Source organism: Humiphilus diazotrophicus, assembly GCF_059726315.1.
Genome location: NZ_AP040870.1, coordinates 2,683,121 through 2,700,812, shown reverse-complemented (window position 1 = coordinate 2,700,812; position 17,692 = coordinate 2,683,121). Strand labels below are relative to the sequence as shown.

The 17,692-nt window shown below is 49.0% G+C and carries 16 protein-coding genes; 5 read left to right on the top strand and 11 right to left on the bottom strand.

Features of this window, described 5'->3' with window-relative positions:
• Positions 1-16: 16 nt before the first annotated feature.
• Complete coding sequence (locus AC6I7T_RS11895; RefSeq protein ID WP_497793656.1) at positions 17-205, bottom strand: DNA-directed RNA polymerase subunit omega; 189 nt, start codon at positions 203-205, stop codon at positions 17-19.
• Positions 206-1,009: 804 nt separating this feature from the next.
• Here AC6I7T_RS11895 and AC6I7T_RS11890 point away from each other — a divergent pair.
• The 4 genes from AC6I7T_RS11890 to AC6I7T_RS11875 all read left to right on the top strand — a co-directional run bounded on the left by AC6I7T_RS11890 (position 1,010) and on the right by AC6I7T_RS11875 (position 4,402).
• Positions 1,010-1,357: an RNA recognition motif domain-containing protein gene (locus AC6I7T_RS11890; protein WP_497793655.1), complete on the top strand. Its 348-nt coding sequence runs from the start codon at positions 1,010-1,012 to the stop codon at positions 1,355-1,357.
• 1,681 nt (positions 1,358-3,038) lie between these two features.
• The gene (locus AC6I7T_RS11885; RefSeq protein WP_497793654.1) at positions 3,039-3,335 is read left to right on the top strand and encodes a hypothetical protein; all 297 of its coding nucleotides are present in this window, start codon (positions 3,039-3,041) and stop codon (positions 3,333-3,335) included.
• A 326-nt stretch (positions 3,336-3,661) separates the two neighbouring features.
• The gene (locus AC6I7T_RS11880; protein WP_497793653.1) at positions 3,662-4,180 is read left to right on the top strand and encodes a hypothetical protein; all 519 of its coding nucleotides are present in this window, start codon (positions 3,662-3,664) and stop codon (positions 4,178-4,180) included.
• 72 nt (positions 4,181-4,252) lie between these two features.
• A complete protein-coding gene (locus tag AC6I7T_RS11875) occupies positions 4,253-4,402 on the top strand; it encodes a hypothetical protein (RefSeq protein ID WP_497793651.1) in 150 nt (49 codons plus the stop codon).
• Between the two features lie 293 nt (positions 4,403-4,695).
• Here AC6I7T_RS11875 and AC6I7T_RS11870 read toward each other — a convergent pair whose 3' ends face one another.
• Both AC6I7T_RS11870 and AC6I7T_RS11865 read right to left on the bottom strand, forming a co-directional pair.
• The gene (locus tag AC6I7T_RS11870) at positions 4,696-5,262 is read right to left on the bottom strand and encodes a DUF3341 domain-containing protein (RefSeq protein WP_497793650.1); all 567 of its coding nucleotides are present in this window, start codon (positions 5,260-5,262) and stop codon (positions 4,696-4,698) included.
• 54 nt (positions 5,263-5,316) lie between these two features.
• Positions 5,317-5,700, bottom strand: a complete 384-nt coding sequence (locus AC6I7T_RS11865) for a BON domain-containing protein (protein WP_497793648.1) — start codon at positions 5,698-5,700, stop codon at positions 5,317-5,319.
• 463 nt (positions 5,701-6,163) lie between these two features.
• On the opposite strand from AC6I7T_RS11865, the gene AC6I7T_RS11860 reads away from it, so the two are divergent.
• The gene (locus AC6I7T_RS11860) at positions 6,164-6,625 is read left to right on the top strand and encodes a response regulator (RefSeq protein WP_497793647.1); all 462 of its coding nucleotides are present in this window, start codon (positions 6,164-6,166) and stop codon (positions 6,623-6,625) included.
• Between the two features lie 339 nt (positions 6,626-6,964).
• Here AC6I7T_RS11860 and AC6I7T_RS11855 read toward each other — a convergent pair whose 3' ends face one another.
• The 8 genes from AC6I7T_RS11855 to AC6I7T_RS11820 form a co-directional block, all read right to left on the bottom strand.
• On the bottom strand, positions 6,965-7,426 hold the full coding sequence (locus tag AC6I7T_RS11855) for a hypothetical protein (protein ID WP_497793646.1): 462 nt from the start codon (positions 7,424-7,426) through the stop codon (positions 6,965-6,967).
• Between the two features lie 1,313 nt (positions 7,427-8,739).
• A complete protein-coding gene (locus AC6I7T_RS11850; RefSeq protein WP_497793645.1) occupies positions 8,740-8,949 on the bottom strand; it encodes a DUF2934 domain-containing protein in 210 nt (69 codons plus the stop codon).
• A gap of 121 nt (positions 8,950-9,070) precedes the next feature.
• On the bottom strand, positions 9,071-9,949 hold the full coding sequence (locus AC6I7T_RS11845) for a hypothetical protein (RefSeq protein ID WP_497793644.1): 879 nt from the start codon (positions 9,947-9,949) through the stop codon (positions 9,071-9,073).
• A 2,085-nt stretch (positions 9,950-12,034) separates the two neighbouring features.
• On the bottom strand, positions 12,035-12,964 hold the full coding sequence (locus tag AC6I7T_RS11840) for an acyl-CoA desaturase (protein WP_497793642.1): 930 nt from the start codon (positions 12,962-12,964) through the stop codon (positions 12,035-12,037).
• A 215-nt stretch (positions 12,965-13,179) separates the two neighbouring features.
• Complete coding sequence (locus AC6I7T_RS11835) at positions 13,180-13,602, bottom strand: hypothetical protein (RefSeq protein ID WP_497793641.1); 423 nt, start codon at positions 13,600-13,602, stop codon at positions 13,180-13,182.
• Between the two features lie 486 nt (positions 13,603-14,088).
• The gene (locus AC6I7T_RS11830; protein WP_497793639.1) at positions 14,089-15,294 is read right to left on the bottom strand and encodes a glycoside hydrolase 100 family protein; all 1,206 of its coding nucleotides are present in this window, start codon (positions 15,292-15,294) and stop codon (positions 14,089-14,091) included.
• 61 nt (positions 15,295-15,355) lie between these two features.
• Positions 15,356-16,498, bottom strand: coding sequence for a glycosyltransferase family 4 protein (locus tag AC6I7T_RS11825; RefSeq protein WP_497793638.1), 1,143 nt, complete (start codon positions 16,496-16,498; stop codon positions 15,356-15,358).
• A complete protein-coding gene (locus tag AC6I7T_RS11820) occupies positions 16,495-17,163 on the bottom strand; it encodes a PIG-L deacetylase family protein (protein ID WP_497793636.1) in 669 nt (222 codons plus the stop codon). The genes AC6I7T_RS11825 and AC6I7T_RS11820 overlap by 4 nt, the downstream gene beginning before the upstream one ends.
• Positions 17,164-17,692: the final 529 nt, after the last annotated feature.

Sequence of the window (17,692 nt, the reverse complement as noted above, 5' to 3'; positions counted from 1 at the left end):
CGCTGGGCTCAACACCTTACAACACTCTGTAGGTTGCACGGACGGCAAGGTTATATCGGTCAATATCTTGCAGAACATCGTTAATTGTGTCCTCCGGCCTGCAATTTGATCGATGCAACTTTTGCAACGCAATGGAAGTGACTCTACAAAGCGCGAATCGATTAGGGATATGTACCAGAGCTTGATAGACCTGCTGAGAACGCATGGTTGGACCTCCGGTTTCCGAATGTCCAGCCCGCTATGCGGAGGTGCCGCAGCGTGCGGATCAGATATCCTGTCTCTGAGAGTACACGTTTCCGTGTACTCTGTGCAGTTCCTCTCGATAATAATCACGCTTATTCCAGAAAGGGAGAAGAGTTGTGCGGCACGGTAAACGAAGGTCCACTTTCTTGTCTGGCTAAGTTCTCCTCCTACCTTGCCATGGTGTGCTTCTGTTATTTATCTGATGCAAATGACTTAGCTTGATCGCTTTGCAAAATCATGTCGTTCATCGGAGAAATTGGGGAACGTGGGCATTACAAATAGATTATTTCTCGCAGTGACGAACCATTGGGCGTAGCTGTTAGATTGATCGCTGATCGTCGAATCTGGTCTAGAACTTTCGCTTCCTGGCTTCCTGAAACTTGTTTTTAGCTCTTCTTTTGAAAGCGCAATGACCCATTATGTGATTTAATGTGTCACATTTAGGAGGCATTGTATCAGTGCGCAAGCACGGATGCGCGGCTGATGTCTCCAAGCGTGCTTTAAGATTCGTTGGTGCGTTACCGAGCAATTGATTCCGAGATGTGAGGCTAGTCTGGTACCCTGGAGTAGGTGGTGCACGGATGTGAGCCGAAGCCAAAAGCTTTAGCAGCTTTCCGATAAAGAAAACTGCACTTCAACACGCTCAGCGAGTGTCTGTCTATACAGGAAATGTTCTAGGGTGAGCTTTGTCGTTAACCAGTTGAGATCGCCTTATATACGAGCTGCCGTAGTTGATTTCCCGGACGCGAGATTGAAAGGACTTGAAATGAAGAACCTGTACGTTGGCAATTTGCCCCATAGTGCAACCGAAGTGGAATTACAAGGTATTTTTGCCGCATATGGTGCAGTGGAAAGGGTTAACCTGATCACAGAGCAGGAAACGGGACGTTCGCGTGGGTTTGCGTTTGTAGAAATGGTCAATGCCAGTGAAGCAGATGAAGCGATATTAGGATTGAATGGAAGCGAATTGGGTGGTCGCATGTTAACCATCAATGAAGCCAAACCAAAGACAGACCGGCCAAAAAGTGGGGGATCCTCCTTCGGTAATGGCGGAGGACGAGGACGCGGCAACTCTCGTGGTAACGATCATAAGCGGCGTGGCCCCAGATGGTAGCTTTGTGGCGTAAAAATTTCTCCTGTGCCGCTGCTTTATAGCGCACCAGAGATAAAGAATCTAATTTGGAGGTGAACTGTGCCACGAGGCCGATCAACATTTCTTAAGCGTCAAAAGGAACAGAAACGTCAAGAAAAACAACGGGAAAAGGCGGAGCGTAAAAACCAAAGAAAGCAAGAGAAGCTTTCAGGTGACGATGGAAGCATGTTGCTAGAACCGGAATCATACTCATCATTTCAACCGGATCTGGCTTCTCTACAGACAGATCAACTAGGCTCCGAGAGAGAGTCCACCTCGGAACCACCGCCCAACTATTAACCAGGTCTCCAAGACAAATAGTCGTTCATGGATGTGGCCTGGAAAGTTTCTGTTAGTGGCCAAAGTATTTGATCTGCCCACGGTCACGAATTTTTCGGAGAAACTGGACCAAATGTTCTCTACCCATAGCAGCGTAACGAGGCCAGCATGTTTGTAAGTCAAAAGAGTATGTTGGGTCTGCGACTGTCGGAGGATATCCCTGCTCATCTATCGTGACGATGGTGATGGGGTTTCCTCTACATAATTGCAGCTCGTCTGCGGGCATTCCCAATTCTCGATCTTCAATACATGATCTACCTCAGCAAGGTATAGTATGGCTCCGCATGCCGCACAGACCCTAGCGTAGGCTCGCGAATCGTCGAACTTTCCCTCGACAATATCCGAATAGCCATTGCCTGCGCGATAGATACGGGAACAATCGAGTCGTTCACACTTGTGGAATGATTGACTCTCTTCTGAATCCGTCTCTTCCATCATGACTCTTTGCATTGGGGTATGGTGTAAATCACATAGAGGCGAGAATTCCTGTTTCGATACCATAGTTCAATCCCTTTCCTTCCACGTCCCACCTTTAGTGCCGATCTTTCAAATATTTGATAACTTAAGTGAATTTAGGCTTCTTTATCCAAGAATCAAGAGGTAGTTAATAAAAATGAATTCTTTCGAGCAGCCTTGATGATTTTCGCCGTGTTGGCTGAATGGCATTCAAAGTTGAAAAATTCTGGTCGTGGGAGAGAAAAGTGCGTGAAGCAATTACATTACTAGCCGATGACAAAGCGGACACGCCGCCTGATGTCTTGCCCAGTCTCTCCTAGAGAGGCACCAGGCCCTATGTGCTTGTTCGAGTCTGGCCGATGCCGAGAAACGAATCATCTGAGCTATACGGAAATTAGCAGAGGCCTCGACGAGTTCCCGCTCTGCACGTATATATTGGGTCCTATAGAACATATTCGCAGAGCAGGAGTCTGTCATATCCGTCTCTTCCTCCCTGCTGTAAAGTAGCTGCTTATCAGCAGTGTTGAGGGCTTTCAGCTTGAGAGTATGCTTAAAAGAGTAGGTTGGATACCTCTTTCTCGTTTTTGTTACGTAGATGCAGATATAGATCATCTCTGGACGTTTAATGTAGATGGCTTCAGATGGTCTTGCTTTGAGGCAATGCTGGAACGAGAGAAAAACCAGCGCTGAAAGACTTTCGACGGCTCTACGGTTCAGTACGGAACTGGCTCTCAATCGTTGCGAATATTCTTGCGAGAGACGGTGCATAGTCCCTAATGCGTGTACCATTGAGACAGTGGATATCTAATCCGTACCCTGCGGGTACTTAAAAGAACGGACTGGACATTCGGAAACCGGAGGTCCAGCAGTGCGTTCTCAACAGGTTTACCAGGCGCTTACACATATTCCCAACCGTTTTGTCCTCTGCCGGGTTACTGCCGTGGCATTGAAGAAACTGCATAAAGCCCATAATCGCCCGGAAGATACAATCAATAATGTCCTTCGGGATATTGATCATTATAAAGTGCGCCGGTCCCATGGGATGGGTAATCTGGCACCTGCAGAAAGAACAAAAGAGGCATCGACCGCGCTCACTGAAAAATCGGAATCTGAGCTCCTGGATGGTCAATCGACTCATTTGGACTTGGTTTTTGTGGGATATTGAGGGCATCTTGCCGATGCAATTGATGCAATGAATCTTACGTAGACAGTCTTCGGCTTCTCAAGTGAAGGCGTAAGTGCTCACGCCAAATTTTGACAGTGACTACGATGAATGTCCTGCTTGACGGGCTCAATCGAGCTTTCGGGGGAAGTTCGATGCTTATAGGTATGGCTTGCTGTGGAATATCGCCCAAACTGCACCTAACTTCATGCAGCTTACTATAACTCGAAGGCCGAAGAGAAATTCGTCAGGATACTTCAAGCCAGAATGCTTTGAGAATATTGAGGAATCATAACTTGCTTTCTCAAGACGTACGAAGATAAACCATCATGCCACGGCTTCTCAAGAAGACAACTTATCAGATCAACGAGCAGGAAGCCAGTTGGACCGGATTTCTTGCAGGTGCCGGCGTTGAAAATGCCCGCTGGTTTCTCAATGGAACATTTGACTCGCGACCTCGGGAGCCGAGAAGCATAATCCAGGAGGCCTGGAATTCATGCCGGACCATCGTTGCCGCTAATGATGCTGAGCTTTTGCATCATTTTGGCGAATTCCAGAATGGCTCCAGCAGAGAAGATTGCAGAGATCTTTGGGGCTTGATTGTTGTGCCGAGGGATTTACCCGAAAGCGCAAAATATCTGGAGCGGATCGGCGTTGGTCTTCCGATCTTTCCGAAAGAACGGCTTCATTGGCCAGCGGCTGGATTCCTTAACCTGTTTGTTCGTCTTATAGATGGTGATATGCCGGAAATTCGACGTTTTAAACGGTGCTCTTATTGTGAAAAAAGCCTCGGTATCAATGATCCCTGGGATGCTTGGTACAGGTCACTTCCGCTTATCGAACTTTGATGCGACACCTGGGAACAGCTGAGTTCCCCTGCAGTTCCCCTGTATTCAGCCACCCGGCTCCAGAGAAACTTATTGGCGAGCTCCCAACTTAAGCAGGCAGCGGATGTCGTTGTCCGCGTCCGGGAAGGCGAAGCACGCCATTCCACAATAGATTGGTACTTGGGGGATGCGGGCAGCAGCCTCGATGAGAGATGGAATCGGGCACGAAATGCAGCCGGTTAAATCCAGACTGCTCACGTACCCGATATAAGAGCGAAGTAAGCTGCCGGTTCCATCCCAAGAGGCTGCTAAGGTCTTCATGTTCTAGAGCGGAATCAGGGTTACTGTGTCCGATCCGGCAAGGGCTAAGAGCAGCTTTTCTTGACGAAAAAGCTGCGCGATCCTCTGTGGCTAGCGTATGCATCTACCCTGATTCTGCTCTAGCGTTCGATGGCTCTTTCCGTGCTCGTGCCGACAGTATTGCGGTCCGTAACTGCAACGTCCGAGTCTTCCGAATGAGAAGAAATTGGCGTGTTCTAGGAAGCCTTGCTGAATATTGTGTTTTCGCCGGTACTATCGTTTGATCCGGCTTCTCCGGTAGCAGCGATATCACGAGCACCAGTCTCTTTCAGCGCTGCTTTGGCTGCGTCGATCTGGTCGGAAGTGTCGCAGTGGACAGAGAGGAGCGTCCCGCCCTCCTTGACCGCGCCTTCATAGCGCTTAGCTTCGTACTCTGGAATTCCCATACCGACTAGAGCGCCGACAATGCCTCCAACGGCTGCCCCCACACCAAGGCCTGCGAGTGAGGCCATGATTGGTCCCGCAGCGATAAGCGGACCAACACCTGGAATAGCAAGAGCTCCGATCCCTGCGAGTAGTCCCAGAGTTCCTCCGATGACCCCACCGGTCGTAACGCCAGCGGTTGTGCCCTCTGGTGCTTTGGTGCTTTTCTCGTGGGCAAAGGCTCGTGTGCTCTCATCGTCAGGCAGAAGAACTGAGATGGACTCGTTGATGAAACCCTTAGCGAGTAGATGATCGACTGCCGCCTCTGCGGTTCCTGGTGTAGCGTAGATGCCGAAAACGGCCGTATTTTTGCTGGACATAGTGTTCTCCTCTACTGCGTGCTGCAGCGTGACCGCGACTTCGTTATAGAAAAGTTAGGGTGATTTTTTGACTGTGAGTATATTGGTGATTTTGTCGGACGAGACAACAGTAGCTATGTCAGAAGCCACCCTCTGCTTCTCTTCTTCTGATTTGACAGGACCTTTGAGCGTGACGGCCCCATTTCTTGTGATGATCTTGACGTTGTGGCCATAGGTGGACAGAGCCTTGTCTGCCATGATTGCTTTGCGCGCCTGCGCCGTAGTCTCCCGATCAGCTTTCGTATCGGATTGATTCTCCGCAGTCACTGTCTGGTCTTTATTCTGTCCGGAGTTGTCCGGTGCTGTTTGCGGATTCGCAAAGGAACGAGCCGTAGCAAATACAGAACATAGGAGAACGGTGGCGGTGTAGATCACTATAGAGAAACGAGATGATGTCATTGGGAAGAAAGCCTTTCGCGGAAAGCAGAGTTTCCGAGCTGTCGGGCCGTCTTTATGACGTTTGCGTCGAAATATCGGGTCCCGAGTGTGCAGTCAGTTCTGTGAGACGAGAATATTTCTATGTTAGTTGCTTGTCCTGGGTATCTCAAATTTATATCGTTTGCAGTTACTAATTGTACCGCTCGATGGGCAAGTTGATCGAGGTATGCACTATGTCTCCGATCAATTTAGACAGGAGATCGGAAGAGAAGAACAAGTGTGGACAACTCCAGAATTTATGCAAATTGTAGAGGATAAATCTAAACCCTCAATGCGGAAATAGTCCGACAATATTCTCCGTAATCGAGAAGAGTTGGTGCCGAACTAATTGCAAAGGTGAGCAAAAGAGTACAGCCCTAGAGATTAGAAAAGCGAGACAATTTCCCTTGAAGAACCTTATAAAAAGCTAAGGCTAAACATTAATATGATGTTAACCGAAAATGTAGAGTTGCTTGTTGTAGACGATGACATGATGATTCGCATGTTGCTGTCTGATGTCTTCTCTGAGTTAGGCTACAAGGTCCGGCTGGCTGAGGATGGTTTCTCCGCATTGCTTGAGATCAGAGCCAGGACTCCTAACATCATTATTTCGGATCTCAATATGCCAGGGATGTCAGGTTTCGAGTTGCTTCCCCTGGTCCGTATTGGATTTCCCTCGATTAGGCTAATCGCTATGAGCGGAACTTCTTCTGCGGAAGGTTTACCTCCTGAAGTTACGGTAGATGCGTTCTATGAAAAAGGAAGTGGTCTGGATTCCTTGTTGCGGATCGTGGACGCCATGAGCCATCTGGAGCAAAAGGAGCTTCATTTCTCGATGCCCGATAAGGTGTTAGCCCAGGGAGTTTCTCCGGATGGAATAGACCTTGTTCGTCGGGGCTCGGCCTGACAACACCAGAACTGTTGGATAAGCCAAAAGATATCATTGCTGGGGCTAGATTTAGCTCACACACTGTCCATGAAGAAACTTTTCTCAACCCCTGAGGCATGGATTTGAAGATTTGCTTATTACGTGGTTGATCTGTTTCGCTTGGCACCGGAAAGATTGAGTGTGTTAAGTCGAAACGTTGGAGCAACGAGATTTTCCTGTCTCACTCGCAGAATGAGACAAGACCGATAGAGTTGCATAGAGAGACGAAAACATTTCAGGTTTTACTTGTGATCCTATAAATGACTGTGAAGTATGGCCTTTTTTAACCACGGCATATCAAAAAAACGGATGTGCTGGTCAGGCCGCGACGTGTGATTCCATCGGAACAGGATTCCTCTGCTCGGAGAGCAACTTCATCCACTGATCTGCTTCTCTACGCTCTACTTGTGTAGGTGGATACACTTGAATGAGCCCGGCCTGATTAGGGATTTTTGAAAACACCTTTTCTTGCTTTATCACAAGCTCCAGATTACGAGCGAAAGCCTCAGAGCGGTAGTCATTTTCAAAACGCAAGCCAGTGGGATGAGACCAGAGGGATTGTATCCAATACTCACAGACGAGTTTCCATGAACCTCTGTTGGTGGATGCCCAAATGTGGAGGAACTGGAGTAAATCATCGTTTCCTGTTTGGTAGTCAATGTGAATCAATCCAGAGGTTTGATCGGGCATGAACTCATCCCAGCTTTGGACCACTGTATATTGCAAAGCGCGATCAAACCGAATAGTTTGCATCAATTGCGAATCAGCGATGAGCATCATATTTCCTCCTTTGGGGTGCGTCTAGATTCCACATACTTTGTTACACAGGAGAAGCATATAGAGCTAACGCTCCTTGGGTGCGGTATCACGAACAATTCATTCAGAAGGGGAGCAAGTCGACGATTCATTAGGATGGAGTTTCTTTTCTGGATGATTGGGGGAATCGAATCGGACTGTTGGTAGCCGTTAGGACATCCTTCATCGTCCATTCTCGACCTGGCCTGTTCGTCGAAAATATAGTCTTGGCTTCGTTTCTGACTCTGAGCGGCATCAACCGGCTGTTTCAGCCCGAAGGCGGCATTCATCATTCGCATCTTCCACCAGCACCGGCGAAAGCATGTCTGGAAGTGAGGATAACCGTCCTTGGTATTCTGTTGCGCTGCTTTGTCCCGGCAAACCAATTTTTCCGCAGAATCTACGGAAGAGAGTGCGGTACAGACGGACGGTATTGTGAATCCGCCTTTCGGATAAAGCAGGACCGTAATCGAACTTCTAAGTGTGGACATTCCAAACCTTCTGAAATTGCCGTCGTACGAAATCCCTTTCGGGGTTTCACCACTTTCAAATTATCAATGCATAACCGGAGACTGCTGATCAATAGTGCTCACAGGTCGTACTTTCCATTAGCGGTAGACATGGTTAGCTTCTTAGGCAGAGAGCTTTTTGGCGGTCAGGCCCACCGATGAAATAGCCCGTGGCTTGTCAATAGTCGTGCATGAAAGATTAACGTTATTAACACCAAGGAGATACCAAGGCAGTCGAGCATCAAGGATTGATAGTTCGTGCTTGTTTATCATGCAACGCCATCATTATTTAGCGGCGTTGTCCATGAACGTGATTCCTATAGGTTGTTTGAGGTACAGCTACGTTTTGAGAGAGAATACCGGCTCCATAAATTTATATCTGAGCAATATTGCTCACTTTTCATAAATTATGTTTTTGGAGATAGCCAAAAGTGATCAATTGTGACCAGTATTCGATACTGACGAGTTCAATACTTACAATGCGGGAATTTCGGCTGATACGACGGGTAGTCCGTGTCGAATTTTAGCAAAGTTTGAAGGCTCGTCATGCAGATCTCACCTCAGGTGCTGAATCTACCCTGCTCATCGCAGCGGAAGCGGTTCACAACCTTGTCCAGATGAATTTGCATCATGCGTATCAGGGGATCAGAATCTAGAGGGTATACAGTTCTTCAATACCACTGACGGTCATCATTTCACATTTCGAAAGCCTGGATGATAGATATATTTTCTAGCTTCGAAAGGAGCTGTATTAAGGTTGTCGTCATACGAAACTGCTATCGCCAAGGTTTAGCTCTCCATGATTTCCGTTTCTGCGCGTAACCAATCTTCGAGGTCTTTGCCGGTTCTTTGTCCGCGAGTGCAATATAACTCGTAGGCACGCCGATTGATTTGAGCCTCAATATCCGATGGGCGCCCTGCCGTTGAGCGTAGCCAACTGGTTGGGCTAGCCTGAACTGGAGCGATTGTTTCGTTCTGTACTTTTGCTCTGTTCTTCATGATTTACACCTTACGACTGATTTCTACTGCAGAGACACATGGCCGACAGCTTCTTAATGTGGTTATCGGCGTCCTTAAACCTCTTTATTGACCACACGTAGGGAGTGTGTATCTGCCGAACCTAAAACTCAGGAGATAGTTCGTGGCGCCCTGCGATATGATTATCTGTTTCCTTCGCTGTCAGTCGAGAGAGATCACAATAGCCATAACCGGTTTGGCAAGCTTGCGAGTTGCGTCGTTGCTCAAGGTCCTTTAATACGGAAGCTTCTGATGCGGTCAATTGGGAGTAGTCGCAGGATTCTTTGCCGCCTTTACATGCTGAGAGATTACGCTGATGGTCAGAGAGAGCCACTGCACGAACTTGTTCAGGGCTCAGTCTGGATCGGTCACAGGTGTCCCATCCTTCTGTGCAATGCCAGAGATTGCGCGCATGAACGGCGGCAGCCACTTTTTTTGCTTCTGTTTGGGTAAGGACGGAGTAATTACAGGACTCTAGGCCATATGTGCAATCAGAGATGTTGCGCTGGCGGCTGGCGAGGGCTACAGCTCTTGTTTCGTTTGCATTCAGTTTGGATTGATCACAGGGTTGCCACCCATCTTTGCAGTGGGAGATATTCCGCTCACGATCGGCAATTGCAACGACACCAGCTTCCCTGATAGTTAGGAGTGAATGATCGCACAGTCCAATGCCATCCATACAGTCGGAAACATTACGCTGGTGAATAGCGACGTCCGACGCAATCCTCTCGCGTGTCGTTAGGAGGGAATGATCGCAAGATATTGCATCTAGTCTGCAGTTTGCGACATTTCGCTGGTGGAGCTTGATAACGGCTTCATGAGATTCTCTTTCGGTAAGATCAGAGAGATCGCAGGACTTTAAGCCGTTCTCGCATGCCCATAGATTGTTTTCATGATTTGACAGCTGCGCAAATAGCGATTCTTGCCAGGAGCCAAGGCTAGCTAATAAAAGGCAGAATGTAATTCTCACGATAACTGTCATTCGATTTTCCTTAAGTGAAATTTATAAGGATGAAGATCACCTATGTGCTTTGGACATAATTCCATCGAACCTTTACGATAATTTGTAAAGAAAAGCGAACAGTCCTTATTGTTGGACCTCTCGAATCGTAGTACGAGTCGGAAGACTTCTGAACTGCAATTCCGCTTCACTACTTCGACTGGCCTGATCTACCTCCGGAAACATGAAATTCAATGCAAAGAATTATGCATCCATGACTTTGATCATCGACGCCGCAAAAGGAAATAGCTGATCCAAATTGCTCATGATCCACGAGCGCGAGTAGCTCCGAATAGCTGTTTCGTGCAAGCACTTTCTTCTCCTCTTTCAGAACAGCGCGCAGTCTAGGCGATGGGCCAATCATGTGATTTGAGCGACTTACGGACGCAATGTAGTTCTGCAGTATTAAGAAAAGCTGCAGAAGTGGTCACATACGCTGCTCGGGAATTTGGGGGGAATCCTCGTTTGCACGTCTCCAGCCAAAAGCTAGATGGGCGTTGGAGTTTGCATTTTATTTAGGGTAAGGGTTACGAATGCAGCCGGCGACCAGAGCTGAATCAGGGTAGATCTATTCGCAAGGCCTCGGAGGATGGCGCAGCTTTTCCGTAACGAAAGCTGCACTTAACCCCTCGCGGATCGGATACAGTAATCCTGATTCCGCTCTAGTGCCATGTAGGAGCTACAGTCGGCTATGTGCGTCATTTCGTGGGGCTTGGCGTTGGCGCTGCGAGACATGTGCCGTAATCAGCCTGATTTTAACGCCGCTGTCTTGATAGTTGCGTCTTCAGAAAGTCTTCACCCTGAAGGCCGATGACTTCAAAACAGTTGGAATCGTTATCCCTTGTTATGTATCTATAGCAGCGGCTCTTCATTCGTCATCAGGGATCGCGCTCGTCACAAATAGGCGTATGCTTAAAGAAGCAGTTTGGATACCTTCTTCCTCGCCTTCAGCTTTTCATGTTTCGCTCTAGACGGGCGCCTTTTCAATTACGCAACAAGGACGACCGGAGTGATTATGAGTTTCAATCAGAAATCTGATGTTAAGCAACATCTTTCTACCCGCCGGCACAAAACTTTACTTCCGTTTCGGCCAGAGAGCCAATCGGATATCACTGACGTTTCAACAAATGAGCCTCGCAACGAAAATAACGATACATCCCACGAAATTCCTGCGCAGTCCGGCAATTCAGTGGACGAAACACCTGATAAGAAGTCCTGAGCCTGAAATCAGGCGCGATGTTCTTGTGCGTAAGATGTAACACTGCCGGTAGATTGGATCTACAGTAAGGGCAATTTTGCGAGACATGAATGTCAGTCGAAGGGAAGATACGATGTCTATAACGCTCGATGCGAAGGTCGGAAGTGAGTGCTGGCGAATTGATCATTCACAACAATGATTACGAGATCACAAGTGAATTATAGGATTATCAGCATGGTCTTTGGCCTACACTCAACGGTCGCTGGGTGTCTCTTGTTATCAGAATCAAAACCCCCCCGTTAATATCAGATTCAGGCTAACTGTATGAACGATCAGCCTAAGAGGTAACACATGGCCAAAGTCACGATCTATGAGCCTAAAGGCACATCCACCCAATTTGAAGACGCGAGCCGGATTGAGGTTCGAGAAGGCATTCTAACTTTCTACGTGCAGCAAAATTCGACCTCGAGTCCTTCGCGAAAATACAGCACAAATTTTCCATTCCTGGTAGAAGAGGCAATTGGTCATAGTGGGATCTAGAGCTTGTTATTCGCTTCAAGGGCGATAGCATAGTCAGGAGAAAATCGGCTCAGACGAGGCAGAAGCCTCCAAAGTAAGACAGCTTTCGTGGGGGCCTCAGTGCTGAGCATGGTGATTCCATGCTCAAGGCCAACAACACCGCGGTCCTCAGGACACTCGTGTTCTTGGATGGAACGAAGTATGAGTCCGATTTTCATTGTCTAGAGCATTTTTGCATTGCCATGCACTGGCTAAGATCAGCGAGGTGTGGTTTCCCTTGACGGAAAAGCCGCGCAAATATTCATTCCCTGGTGTACACCTACACGGAAAATGCTCTAACCCCGTTACATTCAATCCTTAGCGCTATCGATATATTTTGTATGCTTCGAAGCAGAGAGAGAGGGGACACTCAAGTTCTCATATTGTTGCTTGCCATCTACCTTAAAGGGAAGCTTGAAGACCTTTATGTCCCGTGCGAGGCCAATCATCCGTAGTGCATAAATCCCATACCAGTTTGGATCAAACTCATACCAAGCCAGTCCATGACGAGCCGATTGGGGGTGCGCGTGATGGTTGTTATGCCATCCTTCTCCAAATGTTAGCAACGCCACCCATGGGCAGTTCTTGGATGTGTCATGCGTGGAGAACCGTCGTGTTCCCCATATATGAGCCGCAGAGTTCACCAACCACGTCGAATGAAGCCCTAGGACGGTTCGCAAAAAGATGCCCCATAGAACATACTGCCATCCGCCAGCAGCCAAAAGGACCGCGCCTAGGACTGTAATGGGCACCCAATGCCAGTGACTTATCCATACGTGGAATTTATCCTTGCGAAGATCGGGAACATAGGGCAGCAGGTCGGACGAATTATTGTGCATGGTCTTTCCTGTGAGAATCCATCCCATGTGAGCCCAAAGGCCACCATCACGGGGTGAGTGCGGATCGCCGTCGTTGTCGGCATTTTGGTGGTGAATCCGGTGTGTGGCAACCCAGAAGATCGGACCTCCCTCCAAGGCCAACGTACCGCATACCGTCAAACAATATTCGACCCATTTGGGTATTTTGTAGCCACGGTGTGTCAATAGTCGGTGGTAGCCCATGCCGATACCGAGTCCTCCGGCTATCCACCACAACAGCATCGAAAGCAAAAATGCCTTCCAGCTAAATACGAACAGAGCCGCTAAAGCTCCAATATGAAATACGATCATGAAAAAAGTGGTGAGCCAAACGATGGGCTGCGCAAAAGTCCTGTCGTGGATGATGAACCTTGAAAACAGCATATTCCCCTCTGCTTATTTAGATGGGATGGGTATCAAATGAATATTTTCTTCAAAGTAATAGTTGAGTAAGAATCACTCTTCCCATCGTCCAGATGGAGCGCGAATTGTAACTCTCCGCTCGAAAGCTGTGTTCTGCCATCTATTGAGACAGATGGGTTTTGTGAGGCAGACAATTCTTCTTCGTGCAGCCCTTGTCTAGGATTAGGACGAAAATGCTATAGGAGATGAGGGTCCAATTGGGAAGTTCGATCGCGGGCGTTTCCCAGGAAACAACTCTGCTGGATATGTCGAGAGTGTGTCGAAACGGTAACATATGAAACTCCGAAGCAATGTTTCGAGACTATGTCGGTTATCTCCAGACCATTGAAGTGTTGATCCTTAACTCGGGAAAGAATTCGTGTTATTGCATCCTGGATCTTATCTGTCTTGGGAGTGCCTAGAAACATTGCTCTCATCTCTCCTCCTATGAAGAAAGAATTCCAGCCTGCCGCATTGACCTTGCGGCTGAATGCAAAACTGTCTAGTCCTTTGATAATTCTCCAATTCTCAGTCCAGGGTTCAGTCTCAACCTCAAGAATCTGCAGTACTGGAGGTTGTACTTTAATCAGAATGGTTCCAATATTGAATGTTGATATCACGATATCCTCCAGGTGAAGTAATAGAGTAAAAAGGCTCTGTCAGTTTAATTTCGGCCGATTATGCCGCAACGAGAATATATCGGGCCTGTGACATAGACCTAAATACCTATATCGTTTCTCGTGTGTTTCATCATTGCGAGGGCATGCCATGATCAGCCACTTCATTGAAGTACCGCAATGTCACCACATCAAGGACCAATAGTGGCCAGCGACTTTAATGTCAGGGCTTTCCCTGGTCCTGGGGGAGTTCGTCAGGTTGAGTGATGGACTTCCCTGCGAGCTTTTTATAGATTCTTTTACTTCTTGCTAGAAATGCTGTGCAAACCAGCTCACTGTATGGCCTATTTGCACTGCTCGCCAGTTTTGACCCAAATCACCTTGGATCAACCAGATTTAAGAAGCAGCGCAGGGAAGGTGTTTGGGGATGATGGCCGTAACCTATCAGCTTCAAACCGGGCCCTGGAAATAAGTCCGCGTAATGACGCGTCAATCGCAACTGGTGAGAGATCTTGTGCTGCCTGTGCGTATCTCGTCGAAGAACGGAGTCCCTTGCTTCTGCACGCACTCAGTAGCGTACAGGTACATAGCGGCCGACCAGGTCTGCCAATCACGTCCGCTGGGCTTACCTGTTTGTGCTTGAATCCACTCGTTGAAACCCCACTCTACGTCGTTTTCATGCCATGGTTTGACCAGTTCAGTTAACGCCAATAGCTTTTGCTCAGCCAGATCCATCCGCCCCGCCGCTACGCATGCCGCCACATAGAAGCCACAGACAAACGGCCAGACTCCGCCGTTGTGATAGTCGCCGGGCCTGTTATATCGCTCGTATCGTGGGTGCCAATCGGCATGATTGGGCAAAATATATGGAAACAGGCAGGGTGGCAAATCAACGATAAGTTCTCCGCTCTCCCGTAATGCTTTGCATTCGGTTTCAATCCATGCCACCAAGGTTTGTGCCCGATGCGGCGAAGCAATCCCAGTTAGAATCGCCAGGCTGTTGCCGAGCAGATCGAAACGGTCGCTGTTCAGGATTTTGTAGGAGTAGAGCGCGTAATAGGGCTTGCATGGCACGACAAGTCCCTCATGCTCATGTGCGTTCTTTTCCTCGCCGCAGATCTCCAGACGATTCATTGACTCGCGCAGCTGACCAGCGGCTCTGTGCTCGTCGTAAAGTAGAAGATACGCATAGACCAGCGTATTTACGTATAACCCATAACCCATCACCCACTGCTCATCACGCCAATCACTGGTCGGTAACTGGGAGACCATCACGCGGTCGTCAGGGCTCTGGTACTGCATCCACTTCAAAGCTTTCAGTGCCGCCTCGTTGAGAAATTCCGGTTGATTGGCGGATTTTCTGTACAGTGCCAAGCCAAAAAGGAACAGTGGGGTTGTATCGCTGGCGCCACGGTCAGCAGGATCGTGTGCTAGGGACGGGATGTGGCCGCGCGGGGTCTGATTGGCTGCCAGTGCCACGAGTGTGCGCCGTAGCGCGTCTGCAAGCTCTTCGTTGCCGGTGGCCAGAAAGCCCAAGGCCGAAATCATTAGGTCTCGCGTATACGGTTCCGGATATCCCCAGCCAGCAGTCCGGGGCAATCCTTGAAACGGCCCACGCGCGTTATGGAGCAGGACGTGAAGGGCGGCCTCTTTAGCTTGATGAATGGATGCAAGCGATTTTTCGTCTATAACCATGGATACCTCAATGGCCTGCAGGGTGTCTTTGACGGGCACTCGCGCCGTGTTGCCCTGTTGCCTAATGAATCCCCAATCGGCTGGACACGATCTCCAGAAAACGTCTGGCTACGTGGCGATAGTCGAATAATTCGGTTACGTGTTTTCGGCCCGCTTCGCCCATCCTTCGTCGCAGGTCGCTGTCCTGCATGAGCATCAGGAGATATCTGGCTATATCGGGCACGCTGGCTCGATACTCTGCTGTCCGCGGGTTCGAAAACACAATATGACGACTATCTTCGATCCCATGGCCTTCTCCGAAGACCCCTTCATTAATTTTTTTCTCTTCTGCCACCTTCGCCAGGAATGCCGTTTCTCCGTGGATCATCGTATCGAGAAAGGCCATTGCCTCAATCGCGATCACCGGTTTTGCGCAGGAGTTTGCCTCAACCTGAATCATTCCAAAACCTTCTAGCCGAGATGGTGCAACATAGATATCGCAGGCGGCCAGCAGGTAGGGCATGAGGTTTTGCGAGACGATGTTGGTTGAGTAGATGACTTTCTTGTCGATTCCCAGATCCGCTGCCAGTTTGAGGTCGATCAGGTTCTGTTGAACCGTGCGAGATTGAGGCCACACCTTGCAGACAAATCTCCAATCGGGAACTTCGGCATCGATCAGCGCCAGCGCCTGCATGACCTCCTGGGCTCCCTTCGATGCCGCGTCGCCGCCGACAGTTAGAATCATGATCTGGTCATCCGCCACTCCCAAAGTCTTGCGGATCGCTTGGATCTTAAGGTCATCGTGGCTGCACGGTGCGTAGTGGTTTGTATCGCAACCTACCGGCAGCACTGCGATGTTGTCTCCCCTGATGCCATCTCTGACATAGACCTCCTTTACCCAGTTGGAGGTGACCAAGATCAACGGCAGAGCGTTCAGCACTTCGCGGTGTTCCGCGATATAACCGTCGGCAACCAGCCATGGTACGGCTTTCATTCCAAACTTTTGCGGGTGTAGAACCAGGTGTGGAAGATGGCCCCAGAATCCCACGCCAACCACTATGTCAGGCTGGAACCAGCGATAGTACCATTCCTTTTCCAGCGCCGATTCTAAATGTACCGGGTGAACGTCCACGCCCATCTCGCACAGCCCCCTGCACAACAACTCGCCTTGCATTGCTAAGCCGGCCGCCGGTGGTGGGTATTCGGTCAGCACAAGTACCTTCACGATTGTTGCTCGCTGAATACCGTACGCTGTGCCGCTGCCTGTGCCGAGTCAAAGCACCAGAACCCTTCTTCCCGCGGAGTGGTTTTTGCTTCCCAACTGTCGGGCCCGAATCCGTAAAAATCCGTAATCAGCCGACGCTTTTCTAGCCAAATATCGTTTGCCAATATATCCCGCCGATCCGCGTCGTCGCGAACTCGAGGCAAGTACATCCGTCCTCCATCTTCGTAAGCAAATAACCACAACCGCCTTGTGTCGATAGTTCCCGATCGCCAAAGTTTAACGACAGCCTGGCAACACTCCTGATGCCGACGGTGCTGTGTGTATTCGCCCTTCGGGCCGTGTGTCAAAATCAGGTCGTAGCTCTCTCCAGACAGTAGATGGACTGCGGTCTCCTGCACCTGCTCGATCGATAGCGGTACCTGATCAGGTCCATCATCCAGATTCGCCATTTCGCCCTTCGCATCCAATTGCTGCAAGACCTGGCGAAACTTTGGCGCACGATCCGGATCCACGCCTCTACATAAGGTCACGACACGCCAAAGAAATTCCGGATGCGTTAGGATGTAGCCTCCACACCAGAGCGTCTCGTCGTCCGGATGAGCGACAACGACAGCAGCCTTGAGCCGAGTATTTGACCTCATTTCATCGCGAGGGACAGGAATCATTGTTTCCTTTGGAATAGGTGAGAACATCGATTCAGGATGCTTCTAGACGTCTGCTACTAGCAATTCAGTAGCTCTGTGCTCAGCTGAATTCGCATCACACAAATCTGTCGTAAAGGTCGCAATTCATTGCCACCTCACATTGGCTATCATCGGCCAGGGTGCTTTCTGAGAATGGTCAAAATTGAGCATTCTCCCGCGATGGCTTGGAATTAACTTTTGGTCTGTCCCTTTGCCGATGAAACCCGAGAAGCGCCCTAAAGGTCGCAACATATCCGTTGAAAATCTGAGCATTATTGCTCAGACAGTTTGGTGCTATGCCCTCTAAATTGAGGAATATCTCGCATTCCTGCGGCTAGGGTGAATCATGAATGCGTTACTCATTTGTCCCAGTTTTCCCGATACGTATTGGAGTTTCCGCCACGCACTGGCGTTTCAGGGGAAACGTGCTGCGCAACCTCCCCTCGGATTGATGACCATTGCATCACTACTTCCTGCCCATTGGAGCAAGCGCCTCATCGACACTAACGTT

What these genes read in the sequence shown, in the direction of transcription:
- AC6I7T_RS11895 (WP_497793656.1), bottom strand. Translation starts at nt 205, where the DNA reads ATGCGTTCTCAGCAGGTCTATCAAGCTCTGGTACATATCCCTAATCGA.
- AC6I7T_RS11890 (WP_497793655.1), top strand. Translation starts at nt 1,010, where the DNA reads ATGAAGAACCTGTACGTTGGCAATTTGCCCCATAGTGCAACCGAAGTG.
- AC6I7T_RS11880 (WP_497793653.1), top strand. Translation starts at nt 3,662, where the DNA reads ATGCCACGGCTTCTCAAGAAGACAACTTATCAGATCAACGAGCAGGAA.
- AC6I7T_RS11870 (WP_497793650.1), bottom strand. Translation starts at nt 5,262, where the DNA reads ATGTCCAGCAAAAATACGGCCGTTTTCGGCATCTACGCTACACCAGGA.
- AC6I7T_RS11865 (WP_497793648.1), bottom strand. Translation starts at nt 5,700, where the DNA reads ATGACATCATCTCGTTTCTCTATAGTGATCTACACCGCCACCGTTCTC.
- AC6I7T_RS11860 (WP_497793647.1), top strand. Translation starts at nt 6,164, where the DNA reads ATGATGTTAACCGAAAATGTAGAGTTGCTTGTTGTAGACGATGACATG.
- AC6I7T_RS11855 (WP_497793646.1), bottom strand. Translation starts at nt 7,426, where the DNA reads ATGATGCTCATCGCTGATTCGCAATTGATGCAAACTATTCGGTTTGAT.
- AC6I7T_RS11850 (WP_497793645.1), bottom strand. Translation starts at nt 8,949, where the DNA reads ATGAAGAACAGAGCAAAAGTACAGAACGAAACAATCGCTCCAGTTCAG.
- AC6I7T_RS11845 (WP_497793644.1), bottom strand. Translation starts at nt 9,949, where the DNA reads ATGACAGTTATCGTGAGAATTACATTCTGCCTTTTATTAGCTAGCCTT.
- AC6I7T_RS11840 (WP_497793642.1), bottom strand. Translation starts at nt 12,964, where the DNA reads ATGCTGTTTTCAAGGTTCATCATCCACGACAGGACTTTTGCGCAGCCC.
- AC6I7T_RS11830 (WP_497793639.1), bottom strand. Translation starts at nt 15,294, where the DNA reads ATGGTTATAGACGAAAAATCGCTTGCATCCATTCATCAAGCTAAAGAG.
- AC6I7T_RS11820 (WP_497793636.1), bottom strand. Translation starts at nt 17,163, where the DNA reads ATGATTCCTGTCCCTCGCGATGAAATGAGGTCAAATACTCGGCTCAAG.